Annotated in this window: 29 protein-coding genes; 16 read left to right on the forward strand and 13 right to left on the reverse strand. The window is 44.8% G+C overall.

The features are described from left to right. The 8 genes from OMP94_RS10135 to OMP94_RS10170 are packed head-to-tail and all read left to right on the forward strand — an operon-like array spanning nucleotide 1 to nucleotide 4,381. Nucleotides 1–429 (forward strand): protein tyrosine phosphatase family protein, encoded by a 429-nt coding sequence (locus OMP94_RS10135; RefSeq protein ID WP_266278182.1) that lies wholly within the window; start codon nucleotides 1–3, stop codon nucleotides 427–429. Nucleotides 430–451: 22 nt separating this feature from the next. After that, nucleotides 452–1,123: a hexitol phosphatase HxpB gene (hxpB, locus tag OMP94_RS10140; RefSeq protein WP_266278183.1), complete on the forward strand. Its 672-nt coding sequence runs from the start codon at nucleotides 452–454 to the stop codon at nucleotides 1,121–1,123. Nucleotides 1,124–1,146: 23 nt separating this feature from the next. After that, nucleotides 1,147–1,437: a DUF3144 domain-containing protein gene (locus OMP94_RS10145; RefSeq protein WP_266278184.1), complete on the forward strand. Its 291-nt coding sequence runs from the start codon at nucleotides 1,147–1,149 to the stop codon at nucleotides 1,435–1,437. Between the two features lie 27 nt (nucleotides 1,438–1,464). Further along, entirely contained in the window at nucleotides 1,465–2,034 is a 570-nt protein-coding gene (locus tag OMP94_RS10150) for a sugar O-acetyltransferase (protein ID WP_266278185.1), read from the forward strand. A gap of 31 nt (nucleotides 2,035–2,065) precedes the next feature. Next, entirely contained in the window at nucleotides 2,066–2,476 is a 411-nt protein-coding gene (locus tag OMP94_RS10155; protein ID WP_266278186.1) for a lysozyme inhibitor LprI family protein, read from the forward strand. A 6-nt stretch (nucleotides 2,477–2,482) separates the two neighbouring features. After that, complete coding sequence (locus OMP94_RS10160; protein WP_266278187.1) at nucleotides 2,483–2,893, forward strand: hypothetical protein; 411 nt, start codon at nucleotides 2,483–2,485, stop codon at nucleotides 2,891–2,893. Between the two features lie 9 nt (nucleotides 2,894–2,902). Further along, a complete protein-coding gene (locus OMP94_RS10165) occupies nucleotides 2,903–3,622 on the forward strand; it encodes a ZIP family metal transporter (protein WP_266278188.1) in 720 nt (239 codons plus the stop codon). A 39-nt stretch (nucleotides 3,623–3,661) separates the two neighbouring features. Beyond that, on the forward strand, nucleotides 3,662–4,381 hold the full coding sequence (locus tag OMP94_RS10170; RefSeq protein WP_266278189.1) for a glutamine amidotransferase: 720 nt from the start codon (nucleotides 3,662–3,664) through the stop codon (nucleotides 4,379–4,381). On the opposite strand, the gene OMP94_RS10175 is transcribed toward OMP94_RS10170, so the two are convergent. After that, complete coding sequence (locus tag OMP94_RS10175) at nucleotides 4,378–4,824, reverse strand: NlpC/P60 family protein (RefSeq protein WP_266278190.1); 447 nt, start codon at nucleotides 4,822–4,824, stop codon at nucleotides 4,378–4,380. The genes OMP94_RS10170 and OMP94_RS10175 overlap by 4 nt on opposite strands. 283 nt (nucleotides 4,825–5,107) lie before the next feature. Here OMP94_RS10175 and OMP94_RS10180 point away from each other — a divergent pair, with 283 nt between their 5' ends. Further along, nucleotides 5,108–5,464 carry a DUF1428 domain-containing protein gene (locus tag OMP94_RS10180; RefSeq protein WP_266278191.1) on the forward strand — a complete coding sequence of 119 codons (357 nt, stop codon included), beginning with the start codon at nucleotides 5,108–5,110 and terminating at the stop codon, nucleotides 5,462–5,464. A gap of 9 nt (nucleotides 5,465–5,473) precedes the next feature. After that, nucleotides 5,474–5,698 carry a hypothetical protein gene (locus tag OMP94_RS10185; RefSeq protein ID WP_266278192.1) on the forward strand — a complete coding sequence of 75 codons (225 nt, stop codon included), beginning with the start codon at nucleotides 5,474–5,476 and terminating at the stop codon, nucleotides 5,696–5,698. Nucleotides 5,699–5,704: 6 nt separating this feature from the next. Here OMP94_RS10185 and OMP94_RS10190 read toward each other — a convergent pair whose 3' ends face one another. Continuing rightward, a complete protein-coding gene (locus OMP94_RS10190; RefSeq protein ID WP_266278193.1) occupies nucleotides 5,705–6,016 on the reverse strand; it encodes an MGMT family protein in 312 nt (103 codons plus the stop codon). Between the two features lie 124 nt (nucleotides 6,017–6,140). Between OMP94_RS10190 and OMP94_RS10195 the strand changes: the two genes are divergently transcribed. Continuing rightward, nucleotides 6,141–6,533, forward strand: a complete 393-nt coding sequence (locus OMP94_RS10195; protein WP_266278194.1) for a DoxX family protein — start codon at nucleotides 6,141–6,143, stop codon at nucleotides 6,531–6,533. A gap of 72 nt (nucleotides 6,534–6,605) precedes the next feature. Here the strand turns inward: OMP94_RS10195 and OMP94_RS10200 are convergent, their stop codons facing one another. Then, nucleotides 6,606–7,451 carry an HDOD domain-containing protein gene (locus tag OMP94_RS10200; protein WP_266278195.1) on the reverse strand — a complete coding sequence of 282 codons (846 nt, stop codon included), beginning with the start codon at nucleotides 7,449–7,451 and terminating at the stop codon, nucleotides 6,606–6,608. 94 nt (nucleotides 7,452–7,545) lie between these two features. Here OMP94_RS10200 and alaC point away from each other — a divergent pair, with 94 nt between their 5' ends. The 4 genes from alaC to OMP94_RS10220 are packed head-to-tail and all read left to right on the forward strand — an operon-like array spanning nucleotide 7,546 to nucleotide 11,738. Beyond that, nucleotides 7,546–8,724 carry an alanine transaminase gene (alaC, locus tag OMP94_RS10205; protein WP_266278196.1) on the forward strand — a complete coding sequence of 393 codons (1,179 nt, stop codon included), beginning with the start codon at nucleotides 7,546–7,548 and terminating at the stop codon, nucleotides 8,722–8,724. An 8-nt stretch (nucleotides 8,725–8,732) separates the two neighbouring features. Then, entirely contained in the window at nucleotides 8,733–10,043 is a 1,311-nt protein-coding gene (locus tag OMP94_RS10210; RefSeq protein WP_266278197.1) for a homoserine dehydrogenase, read from the forward strand. A gap of 35 nt (nucleotides 10,044–10,078) precedes the next feature. Continuing rightward, entirely contained in the window at nucleotides 10,079–11,224 is a 1,146-nt protein-coding gene (gene thrC, locus OMP94_RS10215; RefSeq protein ID WP_266278198.1) for a threonine synthase, read from the forward strand. Between the two features lie 7 nt (nucleotides 11,225–11,231). After that, the gene (locus OMP94_RS10220) at nucleotides 11,232–11,738 is read left to right on the forward strand and encodes a hypothetical protein (protein ID WP_266278199.1); all 507 of its coding nucleotides are present in this window, start codon (nucleotides 11,232–11,234) and stop codon (nucleotides 11,736–11,738) included. Nucleotides 11,739–11,748: 10 nt separating this feature from the next. On the opposite strand, the gene OMP94_RS10225 is transcribed toward OMP94_RS10220, so the two are convergent. Genes OMP94_RS10225 through rph form a run of 4 tightly spaced genes read right to left on the reverse strand, consistent with a single transcriptional unit; the run spans nucleotide 11,749 to nucleotide 14,581 of the window. Continuing rightward, complete coding sequence (locus OMP94_RS10225) at nucleotides 11,749–12,048, reverse strand: hypothetical protein (protein WP_266278200.1); 300 nt, start codon at nucleotides 12,046–12,048, stop codon at nucleotides 11,749–11,751. Between the two features lie 36 nt (nucleotides 12,049–12,084). Beyond that, entirely contained in the window at nucleotides 12,085–13,245 is a 1,161-nt protein-coding gene (gene hemW, locus OMP94_RS10230; RefSeq protein ID WP_266278201.1) for a radical SAM family heme chaperone HemW, read from the reverse strand. Nucleotides 13,246–13,259: 14 nt separating this feature from the next. Further along, nucleotides 13,260–13,865 carry an RdgB/HAM1 family non-canonical purine NTP pyrophosphatase gene (rdgB, locus tag OMP94_RS10235; protein ID WP_266278202.1) on the reverse strand — a complete coding sequence of 202 codons (606 nt, stop codon included), beginning with the start codon at nucleotides 13,863–13,865 and terminating at the stop codon, nucleotides 13,260–13,262. Then, nucleotides 13,865–14,581, reverse strand: a complete 717-nt coding sequence (rph, locus tag OMP94_RS10240) for a ribonuclease PH (protein WP_266278203.1) — start codon at nucleotides 14,579–14,581, stop codon at nucleotides 13,865–13,867. Before rph ends, rdgB begins: the two co-directional genes overlap by 1 nt. A 126-nt stretch (nucleotides 14,582–14,707) precedes the next feature. Between rph and OMP94_RS10245 the strand changes: the two genes are divergently transcribed. Further along, entirely contained in the window at nucleotides 14,708–15,562 is an 855-nt protein-coding gene (locus OMP94_RS10245) for a YicC/YloC family endoribonuclease (protein ID WP_266278204.1), read from the forward strand. 9 nt (nucleotides 15,563–15,571) lie between these two features. On the opposite strand, the gene OMP94_RS10250 is transcribed toward OMP94_RS10245, so the two are convergent. The 6 genes from OMP94_RS10250 to OMP94_RS10275 form a co-directional block, all read right to left on the reverse strand. Continuing rightward, nucleotides 15,572–17,176, reverse strand: a complete 1,605-nt coding sequence (locus OMP94_RS10250; protein WP_266278205.1) for a hypothetical protein — start codon at nucleotides 17,174–17,176, stop codon at nucleotides 15,572–15,574. A gap of 12 nt (nucleotides 17,177–17,188) precedes the next feature. Then, a complete protein-coding gene (locus OMP94_RS10255) occupies nucleotides 17,189–18,121 on the reverse strand; it encodes a tetratricopeptide repeat protein (RefSeq protein WP_266278206.1) in 933 nt (310 codons plus the stop codon). A gap of 20 nt (nucleotides 18,122–18,141) precedes the next feature. Then, nucleotides 18,142–19,092, reverse strand: a complete 951-nt coding sequence (locus tag OMP94_RS10260) for a tetratricopeptide repeat protein (protein WP_266278207.1) — start codon at nucleotides 19,090–19,092, stop codon at nucleotides 18,142–18,144. A gap of 387 nt (nucleotides 19,093–19,479) precedes the next feature. Further along, nucleotides 19,480–20,526, reverse strand: a complete 1,047-nt coding sequence (locus OMP94_RS10265; protein ID WP_266278208.1) for an ABC transporter ATP-binding protein — start codon at nucleotides 20,524–20,526, stop codon at nucleotides 19,480–19,482. After that, on the reverse strand, nucleotides 20,526–22,190 hold the full coding sequence (locus tag OMP94_RS10270) for an ABC transporter permease (protein ID WP_266278209.1): 1,665 nt from the start codon (nucleotides 22,188–22,190) through the stop codon (nucleotides 20,526–20,528). The genes OMP94_RS10265 and OMP94_RS10270 overlap by 1 nt, the downstream gene beginning before the upstream one ends. A 50-nt stretch (nucleotides 22,191–22,240) precedes the next feature. Further along, nucleotides 22,241–23,269 carry a Fe(3+) ABC transporter substrate-binding protein gene (locus OMP94_RS10275; RefSeq protein ID WP_266278210.1) on the reverse strand — a complete coding sequence of 343 codons (1,029 nt, stop codon included), beginning with the start codon at nucleotides 23,267–23,269 and terminating at the stop codon, nucleotides 22,241–22,243. Nucleotides 23,270–23,339: the final 70 nt, after the last annotated feature.

Genomic DNA, 23,339 nt, shown 5'->3' on the forward strand with positions numbered 1-23,339 from the left:
ATGCAGATCCTTAATTACCAAAAAGTCACAAAAAATATCCATACATCTGGGCAGCCCAATGCTGATGAGTTTTTGTTCATTGCAGAAGCGGGTGTTGATACTGTGGTGAATCTGGCCATGCCTGACCATGAAAAAGCGGTTGCTAATGAAGGGGCGTTGGTCACATCACTTGGCATGAACTATATACATATTCCAATCGTATGGCATCACCCTAAAATTGAGCAATACGAGTTGTTTCGGACCATCATGCAAGCACATACTAATAAATCGATTTGGGTGCATTGTGCGTTGAATTGGCGGGTAGCCAGCTTCATCTATCTATATAGTATTCAACATCTGGAAGTTTCAGAGTGGCAGGCTAAAGCGGCTTTACATAATATCTGGACACCCGATGAAACTTGGTCGGCGTTTATTAAACAAAATGCCTAGTCGTTGATAGCTTAGATTCATCATGCTACAAGCTGTAATTTTCGATATGGATGGCACGCTGATCGACTCAGAGCCAATGTGGAAAGCTGCTGAGAAGCAGGTTTTTTCATCAGTGGGTGTTCATGTTTCTGAAGAGCTTTCAGCAAAAACAGCAGTAATGACAAAGCGTGAAGTGACTGAGTTTTGGTTTAGTCATTTTCCGTGGTCAGATAAAAGCCTTGATGACGTCGAAAATGAAGTGGTGGACTTGGTCGCCGAGTTAATTGCCGAACAGGGGCAGGCCATGCCGGGTGTGAAAGCACTTCTCGATTTTCTTAAAACAAAAAATCTCAAAATTGGTTTAGCGACAAATGCACCTGCAAGGCTAATCCCGGTCGTGCTCGACAAGCTTGCTATTGCGGATTATTTTCATGCGACGTCTTCATCAGAGCAGGAGCTCGCTGGTAAACCTGATCCGGCGGTTTATCTTCGAACTATAGAAAAGCTTAATGTTGATGCAGATAAATCAGTTGCTTTTGAAGATTCGCTTTCAGGCATTATGGCTGCAAAAAATGCCAATATGAAAACCGTCGTGGTGCCACAGGCATCCGAGTTCGCTGACGAAAAGTACCAATTATCCCACCTAAAGTTACGTTGTTTGTCGGATTTTAATGATGAACACTTTGCGACCATCGCTAACTGCGTCGCAAGCTAAAGCATAAAAATAGAGGAAACCCCATGGAAAAAATTGATGAAGCGTTCTTTCAACGAGCGGATGCCCATATTCATTTATCGAATGATCAAATTAGTGAAACGGTATCAAGCGGTAAGGTCAGTGCTTCCAATATGTATGCTACGGCGCGGTTTAATGCTTGGTTAAGTGCTTGTGGCTGGGAGTCTGCAAAAGAATTGGCAGATGCGAAAGCTGAAACGGTTGATTATTTTGTCGCTGAGTATCGAAAAATGCTCGAAGAAAACCTGGATGATTACATCAAAAATTTTGACGCATACATGAATAAAAAAGGCTGAGCAGGGCGTTCGCTCAATAAAGTAACTATGGAATTAAAAGATTTACTTAACCATTTTAATCAGGGCTTATCGATCCACGAGGGCGATGAGGCACATCAGTTATTGGTGCATTACAGTAACGAAGCCATGCGAATTACGGCGACGTTAAATAGCACTTATCATTCGCCTGAAAAGGTTAGACGTTTATTTTCAGAGCTGACAGGACAAACTATCGACGACAGCTTTATGTTGTTTCCACCGTTTAATGCTGACTTTGGTAAAAACATCACGATTGGTAAAACGGTGTTTATTAATTCGGGCTGTAAGTTTCAAGACCAAGGCGGTATTACCATTGGCGATGATGTGCTGATTGGACACAATGTGGTGATTGCAACCGTTAATCATGGCATCAGCAAAGCCACTCGACATGCCAATTACATGTTGCCCGTAAAGATTGGCAATAATGTCTGGATTGGTGCCAATGTAACGATTTTGCCCGGAGTCACCGTTGGCGATGATGCTGTTTTGGCAGCTGGTGCCGTGGTAACGAAAGATGTTGCTGCTGGCACGGTTGTTGGCGGTGTTCCTGCCAAATTCATTAAAAATATTGATGATTAACAAGGCTTAAGCCTAATCGAAAGGAATCATAATGCGGATAATTGGGTTTGTGGTGCTGAGTTTGTTGTCATCAATGCTTATGGCATCCAACGTTGTTGATTGTGAAAAGGCCATGACCACGATTGAAATCAATCAATGCGCCAAGCTAGAGCTTGAGTCTGCTCAAGACACGCTGAATCAATATTACCAATCCAGTCTGAAAAGGTATCAAGAAGATAAAGAGCTGGTCTCAGCAATAGAGACATCCCAAGCTGATTGGCAAACCTATATGGAATCGCAGTGTGGGGCAGTATTTACGCAGTGGCGTGATGGCACTATACGTGGTGTTGTAACACTATCCTGTAAAACTACGCTCACTAAGCAACGCACGCATCAGTTATGGCAGTATTTCTTAACGTATATGGATAGTACACCGCCGATACTTCCTGAGCCCGAGCTATAAATTCCTATGCAGTTTGTTATCCAACAAGAACCATCAGGTTGTGGTTTGGCTGCGTGTGCTGCGTTGGCTAGGCTGAGTTACGACCAAATCAAAACGAAAGCCAATGCCATGGGGATCTTTGCTGAAGATAAGGCGCTTTGGTCTCAAACTGATCATGTTAGAAAACTTCTCGCTGAATTTGATATTGCGTTGTCACCTGTTGAGACGCCATTTGATTCTTGGCAGCAATTACCCGACAAAGCCTTACTCGCCATTAAATGGCATAAAGAGCATGACAAACCATTTTGGCATTGGGTGGTTTTTAGCAGAGTTGCTGGAGAGGCTGTTGTCCTAGATTCTAAAAAAGCACTGAAAAATCACAGACGCAAAGACTTCGGACGCATGCAGCCAAAGTGGTACATTGCCGTCTTAGATTAATGGGGGCTCATGATGAGTGAATGGCAACAAATCATTTTATTAACACTGGTCGCAGGTTTGGCTATGCCAGCGGGTGCCATTGTTGCCATGTTTGAGCGTATTCGCCCTGGTTGGTTAGAAAACGAAGTGCGTCACAGTGTAATTGCTTTTGGTGGCGGTGCTTTGCTGGCGGCGGTAACGCTGGTATTGGTTCCTGAAGGTATTCGAAATTTATCGCCGCTGTTCATTGTTGTCAGCTTTGTTGGTGGTGGTGTGCTGTTTATGATTTTAGATAGATGGCTGGCTGCCAAAAATTCACCGATGAGCCAGTTGATTGCAATGTTGGCAGATTTTGTTCCTGAAGCATTAGCGCTTGGTGCGACTTTTGCGTTTTCAACAGAGGCGGGCGTGTTACTTGCCGGAGTGATCGCACTACAAAATTTGCCTGAGGGCTTTAACGCTTATCGTGAAATCAAGCAATCGACCCATTACAACCGACTACAGATATTATTTGCATTTACTTTGATGGCATTGCTTGGGCCTCTTGCTGGTATTTCTGGCTATTGGTTATTGGTAGATTATCCGGCCATTGTTTCTGGAATCATGTTGTTTGCAGCTGGCGGTATTCTTTATCTTATTTTTCAAGATATCGCTCCTCAAGCAAAGTTAGAAAAGCACTGGGCACCGCCACTGGGGGCGATTGCAGGATTTTTACTCGGCATTATTGCCAAAGTCTTATTAGATGCCTAGTTATCATCAGATATAGGCTAATTCAGGTTTTGAGGTGTTATGAGAAAGCTTTACATCATTAAAGTGGGAACAACTTTTCCTGAAACTGCCAAGCAATATGGTGACTTTGATAACTGGACAGCAACAGCGCTAGGGCAGGGTGAAATCGAGATTGAGACAATTGATGCGGAACATGGCGCAACTTTACCGTTAGTTTCAGAGTGTGCGGGCGTTGTAATAACAGGGTCGCACGATATGGTCACAGATAATTTGCCATGGAGTGTGGCGGTTGCGGACTGGTTAAAACAATTACTGGCTGAGCAAACACCTATTCTTGGCATTTGTTACGGCCACCAGTTATTGGCAAGCGCTGCGGGAGGTGAGGTTGGTTATCACGCCAAAGGTAAAGAGATCGGCACTGTTGAAATTGAACTTACAGAAGCGGCTGGTTTAGATCCGTTATTTCAGTCTTTACCGCAAACGTTCAAAGCCCACGTTACCCATTCACAGACAGTACTCAAATTGCCAGAGAATGCGGTGCGATTGGCAGCTAATAGTCATGAACCCAATCAAGCCTTCAGGCTCGGTAATGCTGCCTATGGTGTGCAGTTTCATCCTGAGTACAACGCAGCGATTATGCGCTCATACATTGAAGAACAAACGGATGAACTTGTTGATGCTGATTTTTCTGTCTCAGATTTATTAGCAGGTGTTAGCGAAACGCCTGCTGCTGCAGATTTGATTAAAGGTTTTTACCAACGTATTTGTGATACAAACTAACGCGGATAATTTGCTGGTAAAACGTTAATTGACCGCCAGTAATGGCGTGACCAATAGACATTTCGCATATCTGAGATCATCACACCCTGCGACGTTGAGGCATGTAAAAACTTATGGTTTTCGAGATAAATGCCGACATGTCGACCATGTCGAAAAAACACCAAATCACCGGTTTGTAATTCATCCCGATTAACATGAGGGCCACTGCGGTATTGGTCTGTTGTGGTACGAGGTAAATCGATCCCGAGCAAATCCCGATAAGTAACTTGCACAAAGGCTGAGCAATCAATTCCTGAGCGACTGCTGCCACCAAGTTGATAGGGTGTGCCATGCCAAACATTATGTTGCTGATAGAGCTTCTCGAGTAACGGACTTTGTTTTGAGATATTAGGCTGAGACGTTGAGGGATAAATTGACGGCCCAGACACTGGTGCTTGTTGCATCGGGGCACTTTGACAGGCAGACAGTAATAAGCCGGTGAGTATGACGGCTAATCGATCAAAGTTCCGCGCAAAAAGGGTATGTGGTGTACTTATCAACATCATCAATCAATTATTTAGCAAAATAGATAGGCAGAATTTACGCCATTAAATTCCCTGATATCAGCTTATAACACTAAGGAAAATGTTTTTTACAAAACTTGACGTGTTTTCACCTGTGGCGCAAATTGATTTATTAAGGGATATGCATAAAAACAAAATGGATACAAAACACTGGGAGAGACAAATGGAATACATTGACGCATTCGTTGCCGCCGTACCAAATGAAAACAAAGAAAAATATCTGCAACAAGCACGTGAAGCAGCGGTAATTTTTAAAGAGTATGGGGCGTTACGTCTAGTGGAGTGTTGGGGTGATGACACGCCAGTTGGTAAAACCACGTCATTTCCGTTAGCGGTTCAATGTCAGCCCCATGAAACAGTTGTGGTGTCTTGGGTGGCTTGGCCATCAAAAGCTGTTCATGACGAAGGCATGGAAAAATTTCTACAAGATCCTCGCATTATTGCGATGTGTGAAGAAGGGCTGCCATTTGATGGTCAGCGTTTGATTTACGGTAGTTTTCAAGTCGTATTAGATGAATAGGGTTTCGAAATGAAAATGATTGGGTTACTAGTTACCTTGTTAATCATTGGTTGGTTACTTAATACCCAGTTGGCTTTGTTTATGCCAAATACCCAAAGCACTGTAGAGGATGAAGAGGGCGTTGTAGCAGCGCCGACGACAGTTCAGCAAATTGAAAGTTTCGAGCAAGATATTAATCAATTAATGACAGATACACAGGCTGAAAGAGCGCGGCAAATTGAGCAAAGCCAATAAGCCAAGTCATTCATCCCAAAAATACTGACGCATCTTCACTTTGTCCCCAGTGACAATGACACCTTCTGCTTCGAGTAACGCTTTTTGCTGTTCGAATTTTGGCGAACCTAATGGAAAGGCCAAAACACCATTTGCCTTGATAACACGGTGCCACGGCAAGGTTGAATCACTAGGTAAGTATTTTAAGGTATAGCCGACAAATCGTGCATATCCCGGATAACCACAGCGTTTTGCAATCTCACCATAGTTGGTCACGCGTCCCTTAGGGAGCGCGGCGACAGTTTGCCAAATCGCGTTTTGCAAAACAGTTTGTGACATAGACTTTTGATTTATTCCAATCTTAAAAAAAGGTTTTTTCACTGCATGAAAACCATTAATTCTTGCTACTATCAGTTTTGCCCTTGGGCAATGCAGCGAAAACTACAAATATATTAAGGAGAAAATGATGAATCAATTTTTGGCAGCGTGGCAGCCACGGATTTTGAGTGTGCTACGTATCGTGACTGCGTTTTTATTTATGCAGCATGGTGCACAGAAGATTTTTGGTTTCCCAGCTGAACAGCGTTACCCGTTCGACATTATGTCTTTAAGTGGTGTGGCTGGTGTATTGGAATTATTTGGTGGTGCGTTACTGCTGATTGGTTTATTTACTCGCCCAGTGGCTTTTTTACTGTCAGGTTTGATGGCTGTTGCCTATTTTATGGTGCATGCACCACAAGGCTTTTGGCCACTAACGAATGGCGGTGAATTAGCTGCATTATTCAGCTTTGTTTTCTTGTATATCTGGACTGCCGGTGGTGGTACATGGAGTGTCGATAACTTGATTAAACGCTAATCAACTTATTTAAGAAATAAAAAAAACGGGCCGTTCAGGCCCGTTTTTGGTTTTGCGAAAATCAAACCACAATTACATGTTCTGGAATAACGCTAATGCTTCTTGGTATTCCTCACTATTTTCATCTAACTCAACCACGCTCAGTCCCGTATCGATATTGAGTTTTTCAAATGCCAACACACGATGGCGTTCTTGAGGATCTAATGCTTTTTCAGTGTGGAAGTAACTTTGTAGATTAGCGACTTGAACGACGTCACATAAGTCGGGACCATTAGGGCCGCTGTTGCGATTCAAGTTGGCGTGTTCTGCAGCGACCGTGATGAGGTTTTCTGGGAATTGCCAGCTTTTAAGAATTGCAGCACCAATCCGCGGATAAAGGTTCGCGATGAGTTGCTCTAAAATGACATCATCATCGAGTAAGCCAGGGATGCTTTCGGCATGAATCAAAATGGGTAACACACCGATGTTATGAATCAGACCTGCTAACATCGCTTCGTCAGTTTTGATACCAGGTTGTTTACTGGCAATAACCTGACTGATGGCTGCAACTTCAGTGCTATGTTCCCAAAGTTCGCGCATGCGTTTTTCAAGTCCGCGAGATGTTGGTTTAAACATTTGTTCCATCACCAAACTGGTGACTAAGTTTCGAACCATTTGCAGGCCAAGCCGCGATACTGCAGTTTGTACTGACTCAACCGGAATACGCCCACGATACAATGCACTATTAGCGACTTTAAGTAGGCGGGCAGAAAGTGCTGCATCTGTTACGATAATGTCTGCTAACTGAGCAGAAGTTGTATTGGGATCGTTGACGACTTCGCGAACTTGCAGTGCCACTTCTGGCAATGTCGGTAATATCAGTTTGCCATTATCCAAATCGGCCAAGATAGTGTTATACAATTGTTCTTGTGACGTCATAGTTCTTCGCTATATTAAATGGATTTGAAGTGTTATTGATTTTCAGTTATTTTGCTTGGTTTGCCAACCGCTTTAGCTTATCGCAGGTGCTCAGTTGAACGACGAATTTCCCAGAATCAAACGGCTTCCGCCTTACGTTTTCAACATTGTAAATGATTTGAAGGCGAAAGCGCGTGCGCGCGGTGAAGATATTATCGATTTTGGTATGGGTAATCCTGATCAGCCGGCGCCAAAACATATTGTCGATAAACTGGTTGAAGCTGCTCAGCGCCCAGATACGCATCGTTACTCAGTTTCACGGGGTATCCCTCGTTTACGTAAAGCGATCTGTGATTGGTATCAACGTAAATTTGAGGTCACTTTAGATCCTGACTCTGAAACTATTGTGACGATTGGTTCAAAAGAAGGTCTTGCGCATTTAGCTTTAGCGACTGTTGGTCCAGGTGATGCGGTATTAGTACCGAATCCTGCCTATCCAATTCACCCTTATGGTTTTGTTATTGCGGGCGCAGATATTCGTCATGTGCCGCTAACGCCAGATGTGGATTTCTTTGCTGAACTTGAAAAGTCAGTTAAAGACTCATGGCCAAAACCAAAAATGTTGGTGTTGAATTTCCCGGGTAATCCAACAACGCAATGTGTTGAATTGGATTTCTTCGAACGGGTTGTCGAGTTCGCTCGTGAGCATCAAATCTGGGTAATTCATGATTTGGCTTATGGTGAAATCTGTTTTGATGGCTACACCGCACCATCGATTTTGCAGGTGCCAGGTGCAAAAGATGTTGCTGTTGAGTTTTATACCTTATCTAAAACATACAACATGCCGGGCTGGCGTATTGGCTTTATGTCAGGTAATCCGACATTAGTGGCGGCCTTAGCGCGTATGAAGTCTTATCTGGATTACGGCATGTTTACGCCAATTCAGGTGGCGGCGATTACTGCCTTAGAAGGCCCACAAGAATGTGTTGCTGAAATTTCAGAAACCTATCGCAAACGCCGTGACGTATTGTGTGATGGCTTAAACGCGATTGGCTGGCATGTTGAAAAACCGAAGGCGACCATGTTCGTCTGGGCAAGAATTCCAGAGCAATTCCGTGAAATGGGCTCATTGGAGTTCAGTAAGAAATTATTAAAAGATGCGAAAGTCGCGGTATCTCCAGGTATCGGCTTTGGCGAATATGGCGATGAATATGTGCGTTTTGGTTTGATCGAAAATCAACACCGTACCCGCCAAGCGATTCGCGGTATCCGTGACATGATGAAAAAAGGCTAGGGGGCTGTGTGCAATCAGTAAAAATTGGCATTCTCGGTCTAGGCACTGTTGGTAGCGGTACCGTAAGCGTACTGCAACGTAATGCCCGTGAGATTAGTCGCCGTGCTGGCCGTGACATTGAAATTTTTGTTGCTGCTGATAGAGAGCTTGATAAAGAACGTAGCTGTGATCTGACCAATATCACACTGACTGATGATGCGTTTTCAGTGGTGAATAACCCTGAAGTACAAATTGTCGTTGAGTTGATTGGCGGTACTGGCGTTGCACGTGACTTAGTGATGCAAGCCATTGAGAGTGGCAAGCACGTCGTAACGGCAAACAAAGCTTTGATAGCCATGCATGGTAATGAGTTGTTTGCTCGTGCCCAAGAAAAAGGTGTGACGATTGCTTTTGAAGCAGCCGTTGCTGGTGGTATTCCAATTATTAAAGCGATGCGTGAAGGTCTGGCAGGTAACCGTATTGAATGGTTAGCCGGTATCATCAACGGCACAGGTAACTTTATCCTGACCGAAATGCGCGATAAAGGCCGTAACTTCGCTGACGTTTTAGTCGAAGCGCAAGCACTGGGTTATGCCGAGGCCGATCCAACATTTGACGTAGAAGGCATTGATGCTGCGCACAAATTGACCATCATGGCGTCAATTGCATTTGGTATCCCACTACAGTTCTACAAGTGCTATACCGAAGGTATCAGCAAAATTAGCCAAGAAGATGTGCAATATGCAGCGGAGCTTGGTTACCGGATCAAACACTTAGGTATTGCCAAGAAAACACCACAAGGTGTTGAACTGCGTGTGCACCCAACACTGATTCCACATCGTCGACTGATTGCCAATGTAAATGGCGTAATGAATGCGGTTGTGGTCAAAGGTGATGCCGTTGGTCCAACACTATACTACGGTGCTGGTGCTGGCTCTGAGCCAACTGCTTCAGCCGTTGTTGCTGATATCGTTGATATCGTTCGTGCACTGACATCTGACCCAGAAAACCGTGTACCGCATTTGGCTTTCCAACCGGATGCAATTAAAGACACGCCGATCTTATCTATGTCTGATGTGGTGACGTCTTACTATTTACGTATTCAAACTGAAGATAAACCAGGTGTTCTTGCGAACATTACCCGTATCTTTAGTGAGCAAGGCATCAATATTGAAGCCATTTTGCAAAAACAACCGGAAGATGATGAAGGCTTGGTTCCTATCATTATGCTGACCCAACCGGTTGCTGAGAAAAACATGGACGAGGCCATTGCCCAAATTGAGGCATTGGATACCGTCAAAGATGCGATTATGCGTATCCGAATGGAAACGCTGGGCTAATTTTTCAGCCCAAAAAGAATAAAAGAGGAAAATTTATGTCATTTCGTCCACGTTACACTGGCCTGATTGAACGTTACCGTGATCGCTTGCCGGTTAACGATGACACGCGTCTGATTAGCCTAGGTGAGGGTAATACGCCGCTTATCAAACTCAACAATATTCCGAAGCAAATCGGTAAAAATGTTGATATTTACGTTAAATACGAAGGTCTAAACCCAACAGGTTCTTTTAAAGACCGTGGTATGACTATGGCTGTTACCAAAGCGGTTGAAGAAGGCAGTAAAGCAATTATCTGTGCTTCAACGGGTAATACGTCAGCTGCGGCAGCCGCCTATGCTGCACGTGCTGGTATTACCGCTTTCGTTATTATTCCTGACGGTAAAATTGCCCAAGGTAAATTAGCGCAAGCCATGATGCATAACGCCGTTGTTATCCAAATCAAAGGTAACTTTGATGAGGGTATGCGCTTAGTAAAAGAAGTGGCTGCTCATGCGCCTGTCACGATTGTTAACTCAATTAACCCATATCGTTTACAAGGTCAGAAAACAGCTGCTTTTGAGATTGTTGAAGAATTAGGCCGTGCCCCTGATTTCCATTGTTTGCCAGTTGGTAATGCCGGTAATATCACCGCTCATTGGATTGGTTACTGTGAATATTCATCAGCGGATGGTGCTCACGTTACAGAAGCTTGTGCTTACTGTGATGGCCAATGCAAATACGCTGGTGGTGCGATTGTCGGTAATCGTCCGAAAATGATTGGTTACCAAGCTTCCGGTAGTGCGCCATTTATGCGTGGTGCAATGGTTGATGATCCTGAAACAGTTGCTACAGCAATTCGTATCGGTCACCCACAAAGCTGGGATATGGCTTGGAAAGTAAAAGAAGAATCAGGCGGTTGGTTTGATGAGTGTTCAGATGAAGAAATTCTGGCAGCACAAAAATTACTGGCCGAAATGGAAGGTGTTTTCTGTGAGCCTGCTTCAGCAACGTCATTAGCTGGTGCTTTACGGGATATTAAAAACGGTAAAATTCCAGAAGGCAGCAGCGTTGTTTGTACCCTGACTGGTCATGGTCTTAAAGATCCTGATACGGCTATCAAACAAAGCACATCACCAGTCGTCACGGTAAATGCCGATATGGAATCGGTTCGTGATGCTATCTTGAGTAACTTGAGAAGCTAACGTGGTGATGCAGGCACCGACTGCAGAAGAAATGAGTGCGGCGCGTACGCCGCACGATATTTTTCTGACCAATCTGATTGTAAATCACATTTTGCTTTTTACCGCGATTGCGGCAACGGGTAAAAGTTTGTTTAGTTTTATGGTGTTGGTGCCTATTTTCTCGTTTTGCTGCTTAGGCTATACCTTTTGGCGCTCTAGTCGCGTCAAACGGGAGCAGAGCGAGTTTATCTATATTCATTGGCAGATTGCCCGCCGCTGGAGCAAATTGTTCTCTATCGTGCTATTAGTCGTTGTCAGTACGTCTGTATTGGGCTGGCTGGGATACACCTATCTTGGCATGATGAAAGAGGCTGTATTTGCCTTTATCGGTGGCTTGAGTATTTTACCGATTCTGCTTTCCACATTAGTGCTGATTGTGATTGAGTCTGACTCATTACACCACGCACGTGTTGGTACCTTACCTAATTGGGCAAGACGTCGTTTCTTAGGCGAAGAAATTCCAGTTTCTGAATAGTCTTAACTGACTATTGCTCTTTACGCATTACAACTGAGTGAATAACAAGGTTGTGCTCAAAAAACACATCAAAATCAGCATAACGCCAGCGTGTAATTGGTGGCTCACCAATCGCAGTACGTTTTTCTGCAGCAGCACCAAACTTAGCTTCAACCTGCGCCATACTCATACCGCGGGTGGGTCTTAATACGCCGGTCGCGCTATTGGGTGTGGTGTAAGTTGGATCTGCAATCGATAAAACATCAGCCTGTGCCGGAAGCGCCAGTGACAAAAGCATTATACTGCTGACAATTAAACTGGTTTTTAACATGGCACAAACTCCGTTTTAAAATTTAGTAAAAGCATACTATTCCGGCAGAAATAGCTCAATTAGCGTATTGAGATAACGTTTACCTTTATCTGTGGGCCGGATATGTCTGACATCATATTCGAGTAGCTCCATCGCTTCCGCTTGCTGTAATGCCTCGTTAAACTGACCTAGTGGAATCCCTGTATGCTGCTGAAATAAAGGTGTTGGAAAACCATTAGTCAAACGAAGCGCATTCAGCATAAACTCAAAGCCAATGTCACGAGCATGAAGTAACTCGGTCTTCAATAACACTTGGCTATCGTGCGCTTTATCCAGATAAGCTTGCGGTTGTTTTTGTTTCACCCGGCGGGTTATCGTCTGGGTGGCCGCATCAGAGATTTTTCCATGAGCTCCTGCTCCAATCCCTAGATAATCACCAAACTGCCAATAATTGACATTGTGGCGACACTGTTTGCCTTTCTGGGCGTAGGCCGAGACTTCATATTGTAAATAGCCAGCATCAGCCAAACGCGCTTGGTTGCCTTCTTGCCAGTCGATAATGGGGTCATCATCAGGCAAGGTCGGTGGTTGTTGGTAAAACAGCGTGTTTGGTTCGATTGTCAGCTGATAATAAGAAATATGCTGTGGTTGTAGAGCAATGGCTGTGGTTACATCGGTAATTGCTTCAGCTTCCGTTTGACCGGGCAGCCCAAACATCAAATCGAGATTCACATTATCAAAACCAGCTTGATAGGCGATTTCGACTGCTCTTTGGGCTTCATTACCGTTATGAATACGGCCAAGACGTTCTAAAGCTGCATTATTAAAGCTCTGAATACCAATCGATAAACGGTTAATGCCTAGTTGTCGATAATCCCGAAAGCGTGCCGCCTCAAAGGTGCCAGGGTTGGCCTCCATGGTTATTTCAGCATCAGCTTTTAAAGGCAAAAGGGCGCGAATACCTGAAAATAAACGATCATAAGCCTCTGCTGAAAATAGGCTAGGTGTACCACCGCCAATAAATATGCTTTGTACAGTGCGTCCCCAGACTGATGGACATTCCTGTGCTAAATCAGCGATTAATGCGTCAACATAAGCCTGTTCAGGTAGGTTATCGCTGGCTTTATGGGAGTTAAAGTCACAGTAAGGACATTTACGCACGCACCAAGGCACGTGGATATAAAGGCTGAGCGGCGGTAAGGCTGTGAAATTAAACATTGCGCTTGCCGAGCTTAAGGCAAATGACGGACGTATTGAAATGCTTCCAGAAATTGACGCATCGCTCGACCACGATGGCTAATGGCATGCTTTTGCTCGCTGGTTAATTCAGCCGCACTACAGTCCGTTTCAACAACATGAAATATCGGGTCATAACCAAAACCTCCCTCACCGGTGGCACTGGTTAGTATTCTGCCTTGCCAACTGCCCATGCTAATCTGCGGTGTCGGATCGTTAGCATGTCGCATATAGACTAAAACACACTGGAAACGAGCAGTGCGGTCAGCTTCAGGCACATCACGCATCGCGTGCAATACTTTATTGAGGTTATCAATATCTGAAGCGTCTTCACCCGCATAACGCGCTGAATAAATACCCGGCGCACCATGAAGTGCATCAATTTCTAATCCTGAGTCATCAGCTAAGGCGGGCAGGCCGGTAATTGCTGCTGCATTGCGGGCTTTAATAATGGCATTTTCGACAAAGCTCAGGCCTGTCTCAGCGGCTTCGTGTACATCAAACTCAGATTGAGGTAGCAAGGTAAAGCCCAGCGGCGATAGTAGCTGTGAGAATTCTCTTAGCTTACCTTTGTTACCGCTGGCCAATACGATTTGCGTCATTATTGTGCTAGTGCCTCACGTTGTTTTTCCATCAGCTCTTCAATGCCTTTGGCTGCCAGCGCTAACATTGACTGCAGTTCATCTGCACGGAAGGCGTGACCTTCGGCAGTACCTTGCAGCTCGATATAAGCACCGGCATCATTCATGACAACATTCATATCGGTTTCGGCGCTTGAGTCTTCTGGATAGTCCAGATCTAACACCGGCGTGCCGTCAAAAATACCCACCGAAATCGATGCCACTTGGCCATGTAACGGGCTTTTCTTGAGTTTACGCTTTTTAATCAGATAGTCGATAGCATCATGAAGTGCAACAAAAGCACCCGTGATAGATGCGGTACGGGTGCCACCATCGGCTTGGATAACGTCACAATCGATAGTGATGGTACGTTCGCCTAATGCTTTCAAATCAATCGCTGCACGCAATGAGCGACCAATTAAACGTTGAATTTCCATGGTGCGACCGCTTTGTTTGCCACGCGCAGATTCACGTTGCATACGGCTACCAGTTGAGCGTGGCAGCATGCCATATTCAGCGGTTACCCAGCCTTCGCCAGTACCGCGTAGAAAGGGGGGGATTTTCTCTTCGACCGTTGCAGTACAAAGCACTTTGGTGTCGCCAAACTCAATTAAAACCGCACCTTCAGCATGCTTGGTGTAGTTGCGTGTGATGGTGACATCACGTAATTGATCTGGTTGACGGCCACTTGGTCGCATAAGAAATACCTCATTAAAAAAACGCCTCATTATACTGATTAACGTCTCAAGCTGATGGGTTTTACATGACAGATTCGTTACCATGTGCGCTTTACCTGCCATAGGAAAGTAAAGGTGACTTTAAGCATGACGGCGTTTGCACGCCAAGAACAGACACTTGAGAGTGGTGTACTGAGTTGGGAAATTCGCAGCGTCAATCATCGCTATTTAGAACTCAGTCTGCGCATGGATGAGAGTTTTCGGCCGCAAGAAATCGCTATTCGTAAGTTATTTGCACAGCACATTGCGCGAGGCAAAGTCGAAGCGGTTTTGCGTTTTAATCCAGCAATTGCTGATGGTCAGGCTATTCATATTGATGAAAATTTAGCCAAATCAGTGATCGATGCCTGTGTCCGTTTATCTGATTTGTCGCCAGCGACAGCACCATTAGATCCGTTACGTTTATTACAATGGCCGGGTGTTGTCAGTGCCCAGCAGACTGATGTTGAAGCGCTGAATGCTGCGGTTCTCAGTTTGCTAAAAAATAGCTTGCAAGACTTTGTTGCAACAAGAGCACGCGAAGGTGAGGCCTTGGCTGAAATGCTGTTACAGCGCTGCCAAGAAATTGCCGAAATTGCGGTTAAAGTGCGTGGTCAAATGCCACAAATCCTGGCGCAGAACCATGAACGCATGATGCAGCGATTGGCTGACTTTACAGTGGAATTAGAACCCGAGCGTTTGGCACAAGAAGCGGCTCTGTTGGCTCAGAAAAGTGATGTCGCTGAAGAGTTAGACCGCTTGGAAAATCATGTGAACGAAGTACGCCATATCTTGGGCCGTAAAGAGCCGGTTGGTCGCCGTTTAGACTTCTTGATGCAAGAGCTTAACCGCGAAGCTAATACATTGGCGTCAAAATCTATTGATACAGATACCACGCGTTATGCGGTGGACTTAAAGGTCTTGATTGAGCAAATGCGCGAGCAAATTCAGAATATTGAATAAGCTTCATGGCTAATGTGAAAACTGCCCGCCACCAGCGATACAGTTTTCACGTAGTACCGGAATTTCCGATGCCATGGGATTATTGTAGTAAGTGGTTTGCGTACTGCCAGCAGTGCTAAAACGACAGTTAGGCTGGCTGCGATTACAAGATGGTAAAACGCTGAAGCCACTATTCTGACATTGCTGCTTAAACTGATCGGCTTTGGCATTACTGACCGAATATTCTCGGCAAACGTGGTCGCCAGTTTTCTGGCAGGCAAAGCTTACGGTGCCGCCGGTAGAAACTGATGATGAACGGCCTGAGGATGAGGGGACAGATCTTGCAGATGAGTTAATTGACGAGATCGATGAGCCAAACGCAGAGGCGACGCTGTCTCCACTCGAAATGCTGTTGTAAACATTTACTGAGTTTTGTGCGGCTTGCTCTGGTGTGATTAAACCATTCACCGCTGCACCACTTTGTAATAACACTGAGGCAAGGCCGCTAAAGTAGGCTGCATTTTCACGGTCTTCTTGTTCTTGGCGTTGCTGTGCCAAGATGCGTTCCTGTTTACGGTGCCAACCTGCGATGGCTTGTTCCATATCGTTATCTAGTTGTTTGACCTCTTTTTCAATTTTGGCCAAATGCGTTGCGATGGTTTCTGCTTGTTCACTGGTTTCAGGTTGAAAACCTTCTAACCCTGCCCAGTTGGTGCAATATCCATAACGTTTTTCTTCAATTTCGTGGGCTGTGTTTAGCAGTGATTCAGCGGGTAATTGATAACACCCTTCACTGAGTACCGAGCACTGACAAGTACTCTGTAGTCTTTGATGAAATTGATTAACACGTGACATAGCTTGATTAAGCGCAATCTCTTCACGACCGGAAAAAACATTATCTAAGCTGGTATCTGCTGAGCTGCTAGCAGTATTTAAAGTGTCGTCTAATGATGTCACTGACGCTGGCTCATTTTCTACTAACACATTATTGTTGGCAGTCGCTTTTGGTGTTGTCACACCCATCATATTGTCAAAAGTTAAACCTGATGCTGTGTCTGTTGAGGTTTCAACCTCTTGCTGCGGACTCGAGCCGAGTAGGGCATCAAGTGATAATGTTACCGTCGACGTGTTGGAAAGTTCAGGTAACGGGCGAGGCCAAGTTTGAAACCAGCTTTCGATACATTCGTAACGCTGTTCACAGTATGTTTCGACTTGCTGGTAATCGGCCAATGAAATTGGAGTGCCATCATGCTTGAGTTGCTGACGAATATGCTGACACATCCAATCATTACACTCGACATAAACGGCATCATTTCGCCCGTAATATCGGCGCATGCCACTATTAAATTCTGCAGTGGATATGGTTGACTGTTGTTGGCGTTGTTTTTCAAATATCGGGACAACAGACTCCGATTCCGGCAGCGTTCTCACTGTCTGACAAAATGGTGTGTTCTCGTTTACCCAGCTGCGCATTCCCGATAAAAAATCGGGTAGGGCATCTACCATGTAGCCATGACAAGCGGAGCGAATGGTGCGGTCGAGCTGGGTTTCAAATTCATCTACGGTTTCAGCGTGCAACAACATACTCGTTGAAGCAATACCTAAGGCTGCGAGTATTAATAAATGACGAAACATGGAGTAAACCCCTTATTGCAATTGGCTCTCAGCTTGGTTGATCAGCTCAAGGGCACGGGAATAATGGGTGGCAGAGGTACCTTGCTCACCTATATAGCTATACAGTTTGCTCAATGCTTCAGCGGGTTGTCCCGTTTTTAGCAAGGCTTCACCATAAAAGAATTTAAGTGACGGATCTGACTTGCCGGGCAGTGCTGCCAATTTGGCAAACAATGGGATGGCTTCTTGGTATTGCTGTTGTTTAAGGTGATTTGAAAGTTGCACCATATATTTATCACGAAGCACTGATGGCGGCAGGCTGGCTTCAAGTTGTTCTAATTCTCGTTGTTTTTTTTGTGCTTCTGATTGCAGAGTTGATTCACGAGCAGCAATGTGTCCTTGCCACCCAGGTGTGTTTGCCGGTGTACTGACAAATCGATACCAAACCCTATCAGTTGTTTCACTGGCCTTATTGGCTGCGTTTTGGATATCAAGTTCGCGTGCTTGATTACAGGTATCACAACTAAACCATTCTGTTACAAAGCTGTCGGTGCTACTTTTGTTTTCAGGTAACTTGGCATAGAACATTAACGGATTATCGTCATCATCACTATTTCTGTTGAAGGTGATTTCTATCCAAGGAGAAAAGGTATTCATTGGCACTTGATAGTGCGGGTAAATATGAACGCGATAATAATTGCCAAACGTTTCTTGTTTTAATTCAAAACCAAAATCCATGATGTACAAGCTGGTGCCTTCAGTGGTTACATGACCACTCCATGGTTTGTTCGGCTTAGCTATATTGCCAACCGTTCGGGTGTAATAAAAGCCGTTATCAGGCGCATTTGTTTGCTGATAGGCTTTTGCTGTTGAGGCAATATCAATATAACTATCATTGACTGAAAATTTTCTTGGGCCACAGGCGGTAAGAAAAATAGCAATTGTCACGATTAGCAGTTTTTTCATTGTGAATACTTTCCAAACTTTTACAGTGCAGCTTCTGCTTGGTTAATCAGTTCGAGTGCGCGTGAGTAATGAGGAGCATTACTTCCTTGCTCACTGATATAGCTATAAAGTTGTTTTAACGCTGCTGCTGGCTGGGAGGTTTTTAATAAAGCTTCGCCATAAAAGTACTTTAAAGAGGGATCTGCTTTGTCGGGTAAAGCCTGTAATTTTTCAAAGAGTGGGAGTGCCTGAGCGTATTCCTGCTGTTTGAGGTGTTGTGATAATTGCACCATATATTTGTCACGACGAACTTGCACAGGTAAAGAGGCTTCAAGATCGGCTAATGCCTGTTTCTGTTCTGATTCTGCTCGCAGTTGGGCTACATGCTCTGCGACTGCCGGTGGAATTTGGCTATCTGGCATGCCAGCTAATGACGATTCACAGACCGTTAAATCAGACTGTGTTAAACAATTATCAAATAGCGTTTTGGTTTCTTGGGTTGAAAATGCCAGCTCGTCCATTGGCATTTTGATTGGCATCAGCTTGTAATCGGCCAGACGTTGCAGCGTTTCGGCAGTTGTTAAGCGTTTTATGTCGGCTTTTTGGATGTGATTAACACCATCGGTGTAGACATCAAAAGCTTTAAAGCTATCTGTGCCCAATGTTTTTGTCGAAATTTCTAATTCCATTGCCCAATCAGCTTGGTCTTGATAATCAGCCGCTTGCCAATATTCGCCCATATTGAGCATATAGGTATGGTTGGGTAGTAAATCTAATTTAATGCCATGTTTAGTTGGCAAGATAGCAATGGTTTGACCGCTGACCATGTCGACTACTTTTAGCTCTCCGCGAAAGCCATTAAGACTTTGTGCGAGGGCGTTATCGGTGCGCAATTTGGGGACAAAGATATAGACCGCTGAACGCTCTGGATTTTCAGAGAGCAATTGTTTTGCTTGTTGAGGCGTTTCAGGCTTGGTCTCGATATCAGCCATTTGGGTTGTGCGATCTATCTGTGGGGCGGCACAACTGCTGGTAAAGAGGACTAATAGGCTAAGGGCAAAAAGCTTTTTTAGATTCATTGCGCTGTCACTCTGTATTTAAGACAAGAATTCTTGATAGCAAACGTGCCAGCAAAAGCTGTAGAAACTGACGGCGTTGTCTTTGTACAGTATTAACTTGCTAACGCAGTGAAAACGACCAATGATCGTTAAACGAAAAGACCAAGTGTTTGATTTGAATAGTTATGCGACATCGGTTGCCGAAACGATTCCATGTAACTTAGGCGTCTTCCGTAATATTTTTCACACTATCTCACTACAGACTAGGAGGTTTAGATGACAAGTTCAAGTCAAAGTGACGACTTATCAGGGCTGAGCTAGTTATTTTTTTGGAAAAACGGGTAAGTGTTGGACATCGAGTCGAATGCCGAGTCTCTCACCAATTTTGTGATCATGATGACTTTGCACCAAACACAGTACGGGTTGTCCGCTTTCTAGTTTTAAGCTGTAAAGGTAAACCGCACCACGAAAAGCGCGGCCAACGATTTCCGCTTTTAATGGGCTATTGTCATCGTGAATAACATCATCGGGACGCAGTAACAAATCGACCTCTTGGGGCAGATCGTCTTGTGCATCAATTTCACCCGTTACAATACCAAGCTCAGTTTGCACCTGACTTTCGCCAATCACACGTCCGGGGATTAAGACTCCCTGACCGATAAAGTCAGCAACTAACAAGTCGGCAGGGCGGTGATACAAATCGTAGCCCGACCCCCATTGATGGAGCTGACCTTTACCTAAAACGCCAATATGATCAGCCATGGCAAACGCTTCATTTTGATCATGAGTGACCAAAATCGCTGTAATACCATCACGTTTCAGTAGCTGCCTAACATCACGTGCTAATTGTTCTCGTAAGTCAGAGTCCATGCTTGAGAATGGCTCATCCAGCAGCAAGATATTGGGTCTTGGTGCCATCGCTCGTGCTAATGCGACACGTTGTTGTTGGCCGCCAGATAGCTGGTGTGGGTAAAGAGCACGAAAATCTGTTAATTCAACCAGCGCTAATAATTCATCAACCCGCTTTTTACGGTCTTCACGAGAAAATTTACGTAGCCCAAAACCGATGTTTTTAGCGATGTTCAGGTGCGGGAATAATGCAAAGTCCTGAAAAACCATGCCAATGTGGCGTTGCTCTGGTGGCAGGTTTCGACCCGGCTCACTGACAATTTTATTATTAAGCTCAATCGAGCCTGCCCGTAATGGCTCAAAGCCAGCAATCGCACGTAGTAATGAGGTTTTACCACAGCCAGATGGTCCTAGCAGACAGCCAATTTCACCTTCTTGAAGTGAAAAAGATACTTGCTCGGCAACGACATTACTACCGTAAGCGATACTGACATTATCAAGGGCGATCTGAATGGCCATTAATTATCCTGTGCTGTGGCATCGTTTAAATGGCTCGCCGTTTGGCGACTGCGGGTGATGGTTCGGCTGATTAAAATGACCGGAATAATACCGGCAACAACAATTGCCAACGCAGCCGGAGCAGCTTCGGCCAACCTTTCATCTGATGCTAACTCATAAGCTCGAACAGCGAGTGTATTAAAGTTGAATGGTCTTAATATCAGGGTTGCAGGTAACTCTTTCAATACATCGACAAAAACCAATAATAAGGCAGTTAATAACGAGCCTTTCAACATTGGGATATGCACACTTCGAAGCATCATGAAAGGGCGGTAACCCAGAGAACGGCCTGCCTCATCCATCGATGGGGTGATGCGTCCTAGTCCACTGTCTACTGTTTGTAAGGCAACCGCTAAGAAACGACATAAGTAGGCAAAAATCACGGCGATGATCGTGCCGCTCAATAACAGACCCGTTGAGTAGTCATAGTGGCTACGTATCCAACTATCTAAAGTATTATCAAACCATGCAAATGGAATCATGACGCCCACCGCGATAACTGCGCCCGGTACGGCATACCCCATGCTCGCTAGTCTGACGGCAAAGCGCATGGTTTTACCCGGGTATAAACGCTGGCAGTAACCCATAAGTAGAGCCATGACCAATGCTAGACCTGCAGCTAAAGTCGCTAACTTCAGGCTGTTTAACAGCATTTGTGTAAAGCGGGCATCGATGACTTTGTCAGAAACATCGTAAGTCCAACTAAATAGTTGCCCAGCAGGTAATAAAAAGCCGACAACCAAAATGGCTAAGCAAAATGAAAAGGCCAACCAAGCTTTGCTTCCTTTGAGGTGAAAACGTTGGATAGCCTGATGTCTACGACTGGTGTGATGGTATCGTGCCTGCCGTCTTGAATAGCGCTCAAGCATGATAAGGGCAAAAATAAACACCATTAAGCCTGCTGCAAGCTGGGCTGCAGCAGCTGCACTACCAAGACCAAACCAAGTGCGGAAAATACCGGTGGTAAAGGTGCTGACACCAAAATACTGCACCGTTCCGTAGTCGGCTAAGGTTTCCATTAACACCAGAGACAAACCGGCGATTATTGCTGGTCGAGCTAGAGGTAATGCGACACTGTAAAAGGTACGCCAAGGCCCATTCCCCAGGGTGCGGCTAACATCTAGTACACAGACGGATTGATTTAAAAATGCGGCGCGGCTAAGTAGATAAACATAGGGATATAACACCAGCGTCAGCATGACCATCGCACCACTGAGCGAGCGAATTTGAGGGAACCAATAATCGCCCATTCCCCAACCAGTAATGTCACGCAGTAAGGTTTGCACTGGTCCTGCATAATCCAGCATACCGGTATAGGTATAAGCGATGATGTAAGCAGGCATTGCCATGGGTAATAAAAGCGCCCACTCAAAAATGCCGCGTCCTGGAAAACGGCACATGGTGGTTAACCATGCTGTGCTGACACCGAGTGATAAGGTGCCGATAGTGACGCCCAGCATTAATAGTAGGGAGTTGGTTATGTAGTCACTTAGTACTGTTGAGGCTAGGTGAGACCAAACTTCACCACTTGGAACAAAAACAAAGCCCAGTACAACAGCAACCGGCATTGCAAAGAGCAATGCGGCGGCCAGTACTAGGCTTTGGAATGATGTAATTTTGGACATTAAGGCAAGTTGGCGCTAAACAAAGCCGCCAACTTTACGTGCTGAGATGATTATTGCCAACCTGCACGATCCATCAATTTAAGTGCTTCAGCGTTGTTATCGCCCAAAATGGCCATATTCAAAGGATCAGCTTTGAACTCACCCCATTTTTGCAATAATGCACTGCTGGCAACACCATCAACGACCGGGTATTCGCCATTCACTTCCGCATACCAATGTTGTGCTTCGTCTGAGGTCAAAAACTCCATCAATTTGATAGCGTTTTCACGGTTTTTAGCCGCTTTGGTGACAGCAGCACCTGAGATATTAACGTGTGTGCCACGGTCATCTTGGTTTGGCCAGAAAACACCCATCTTAGAAGCCGCTTCGCGTTCGACAGCATCATCACTGTTAAACATACCGGCTAAATAATAGGTATTGGCAACGGCAATATTACATTGGCCAGCTGCTGCCGCTTTGATCTGATCACGATCACCGCCACGTGGAGGTTGAGCAAAGTTTTTCACAAAGTCGTTTGCCCATGCTTCAGTCGCTTCAAGACCATTAGCATCAATCATCGAAGCAACTAATGATTGGTTGTAAATGTTGCTAGATGAGCGAATACAAATTTGGTTTTTCCATTTTGGATCTGCCAAATTTTCGTAGGTTGAAAGCTCAGCTGGATCAACTTTACCTTTGACATACATGATTGGACGAGCACGCAATGACAAGCCAAACCAGTAACCATCAGGGTCACGGTAAGCTGCTGGAATACGATCTCTTAATACGTCAGATTGAACTGCTTGAACTAATTCTGCTTGATGTGCACGATGCAAACGGCCTGCATCGGTAGTTAGCAGTAGATCAGCAGGACTATTACGTCCTTCGTTTTGCAAACGGTTAAGCAATTCATCCGCATTGCCTGTAACCATGTTGACTTGGATACCAGTTTCTTCGGTGAAACGGTCTAACATTGGCTTAATCAATGATTCGATACGTGCTGAATACAGATTCACTTCTTCAGCAGCTTGCGAAATCATTGGGGCTGACAGCAAACTAAATGACAAACCCAATAAGCCTAGCAAACGCAGTGGACGCATTTTGGTCTCCAGTTGTGTAAGGGAGTGAAAATGATAATAAGATTTATTATCAATTGAAAGGGCTGTAGCT

It is taken from the genome of Methylophaga sp. OBS3, assembly GCF_026319325.1.
Lineage (GTDB): Bacteria > Pseudomonadota > Gammaproteobacteria > Nitrosococcales > Methylophagaceae > Methylophaga.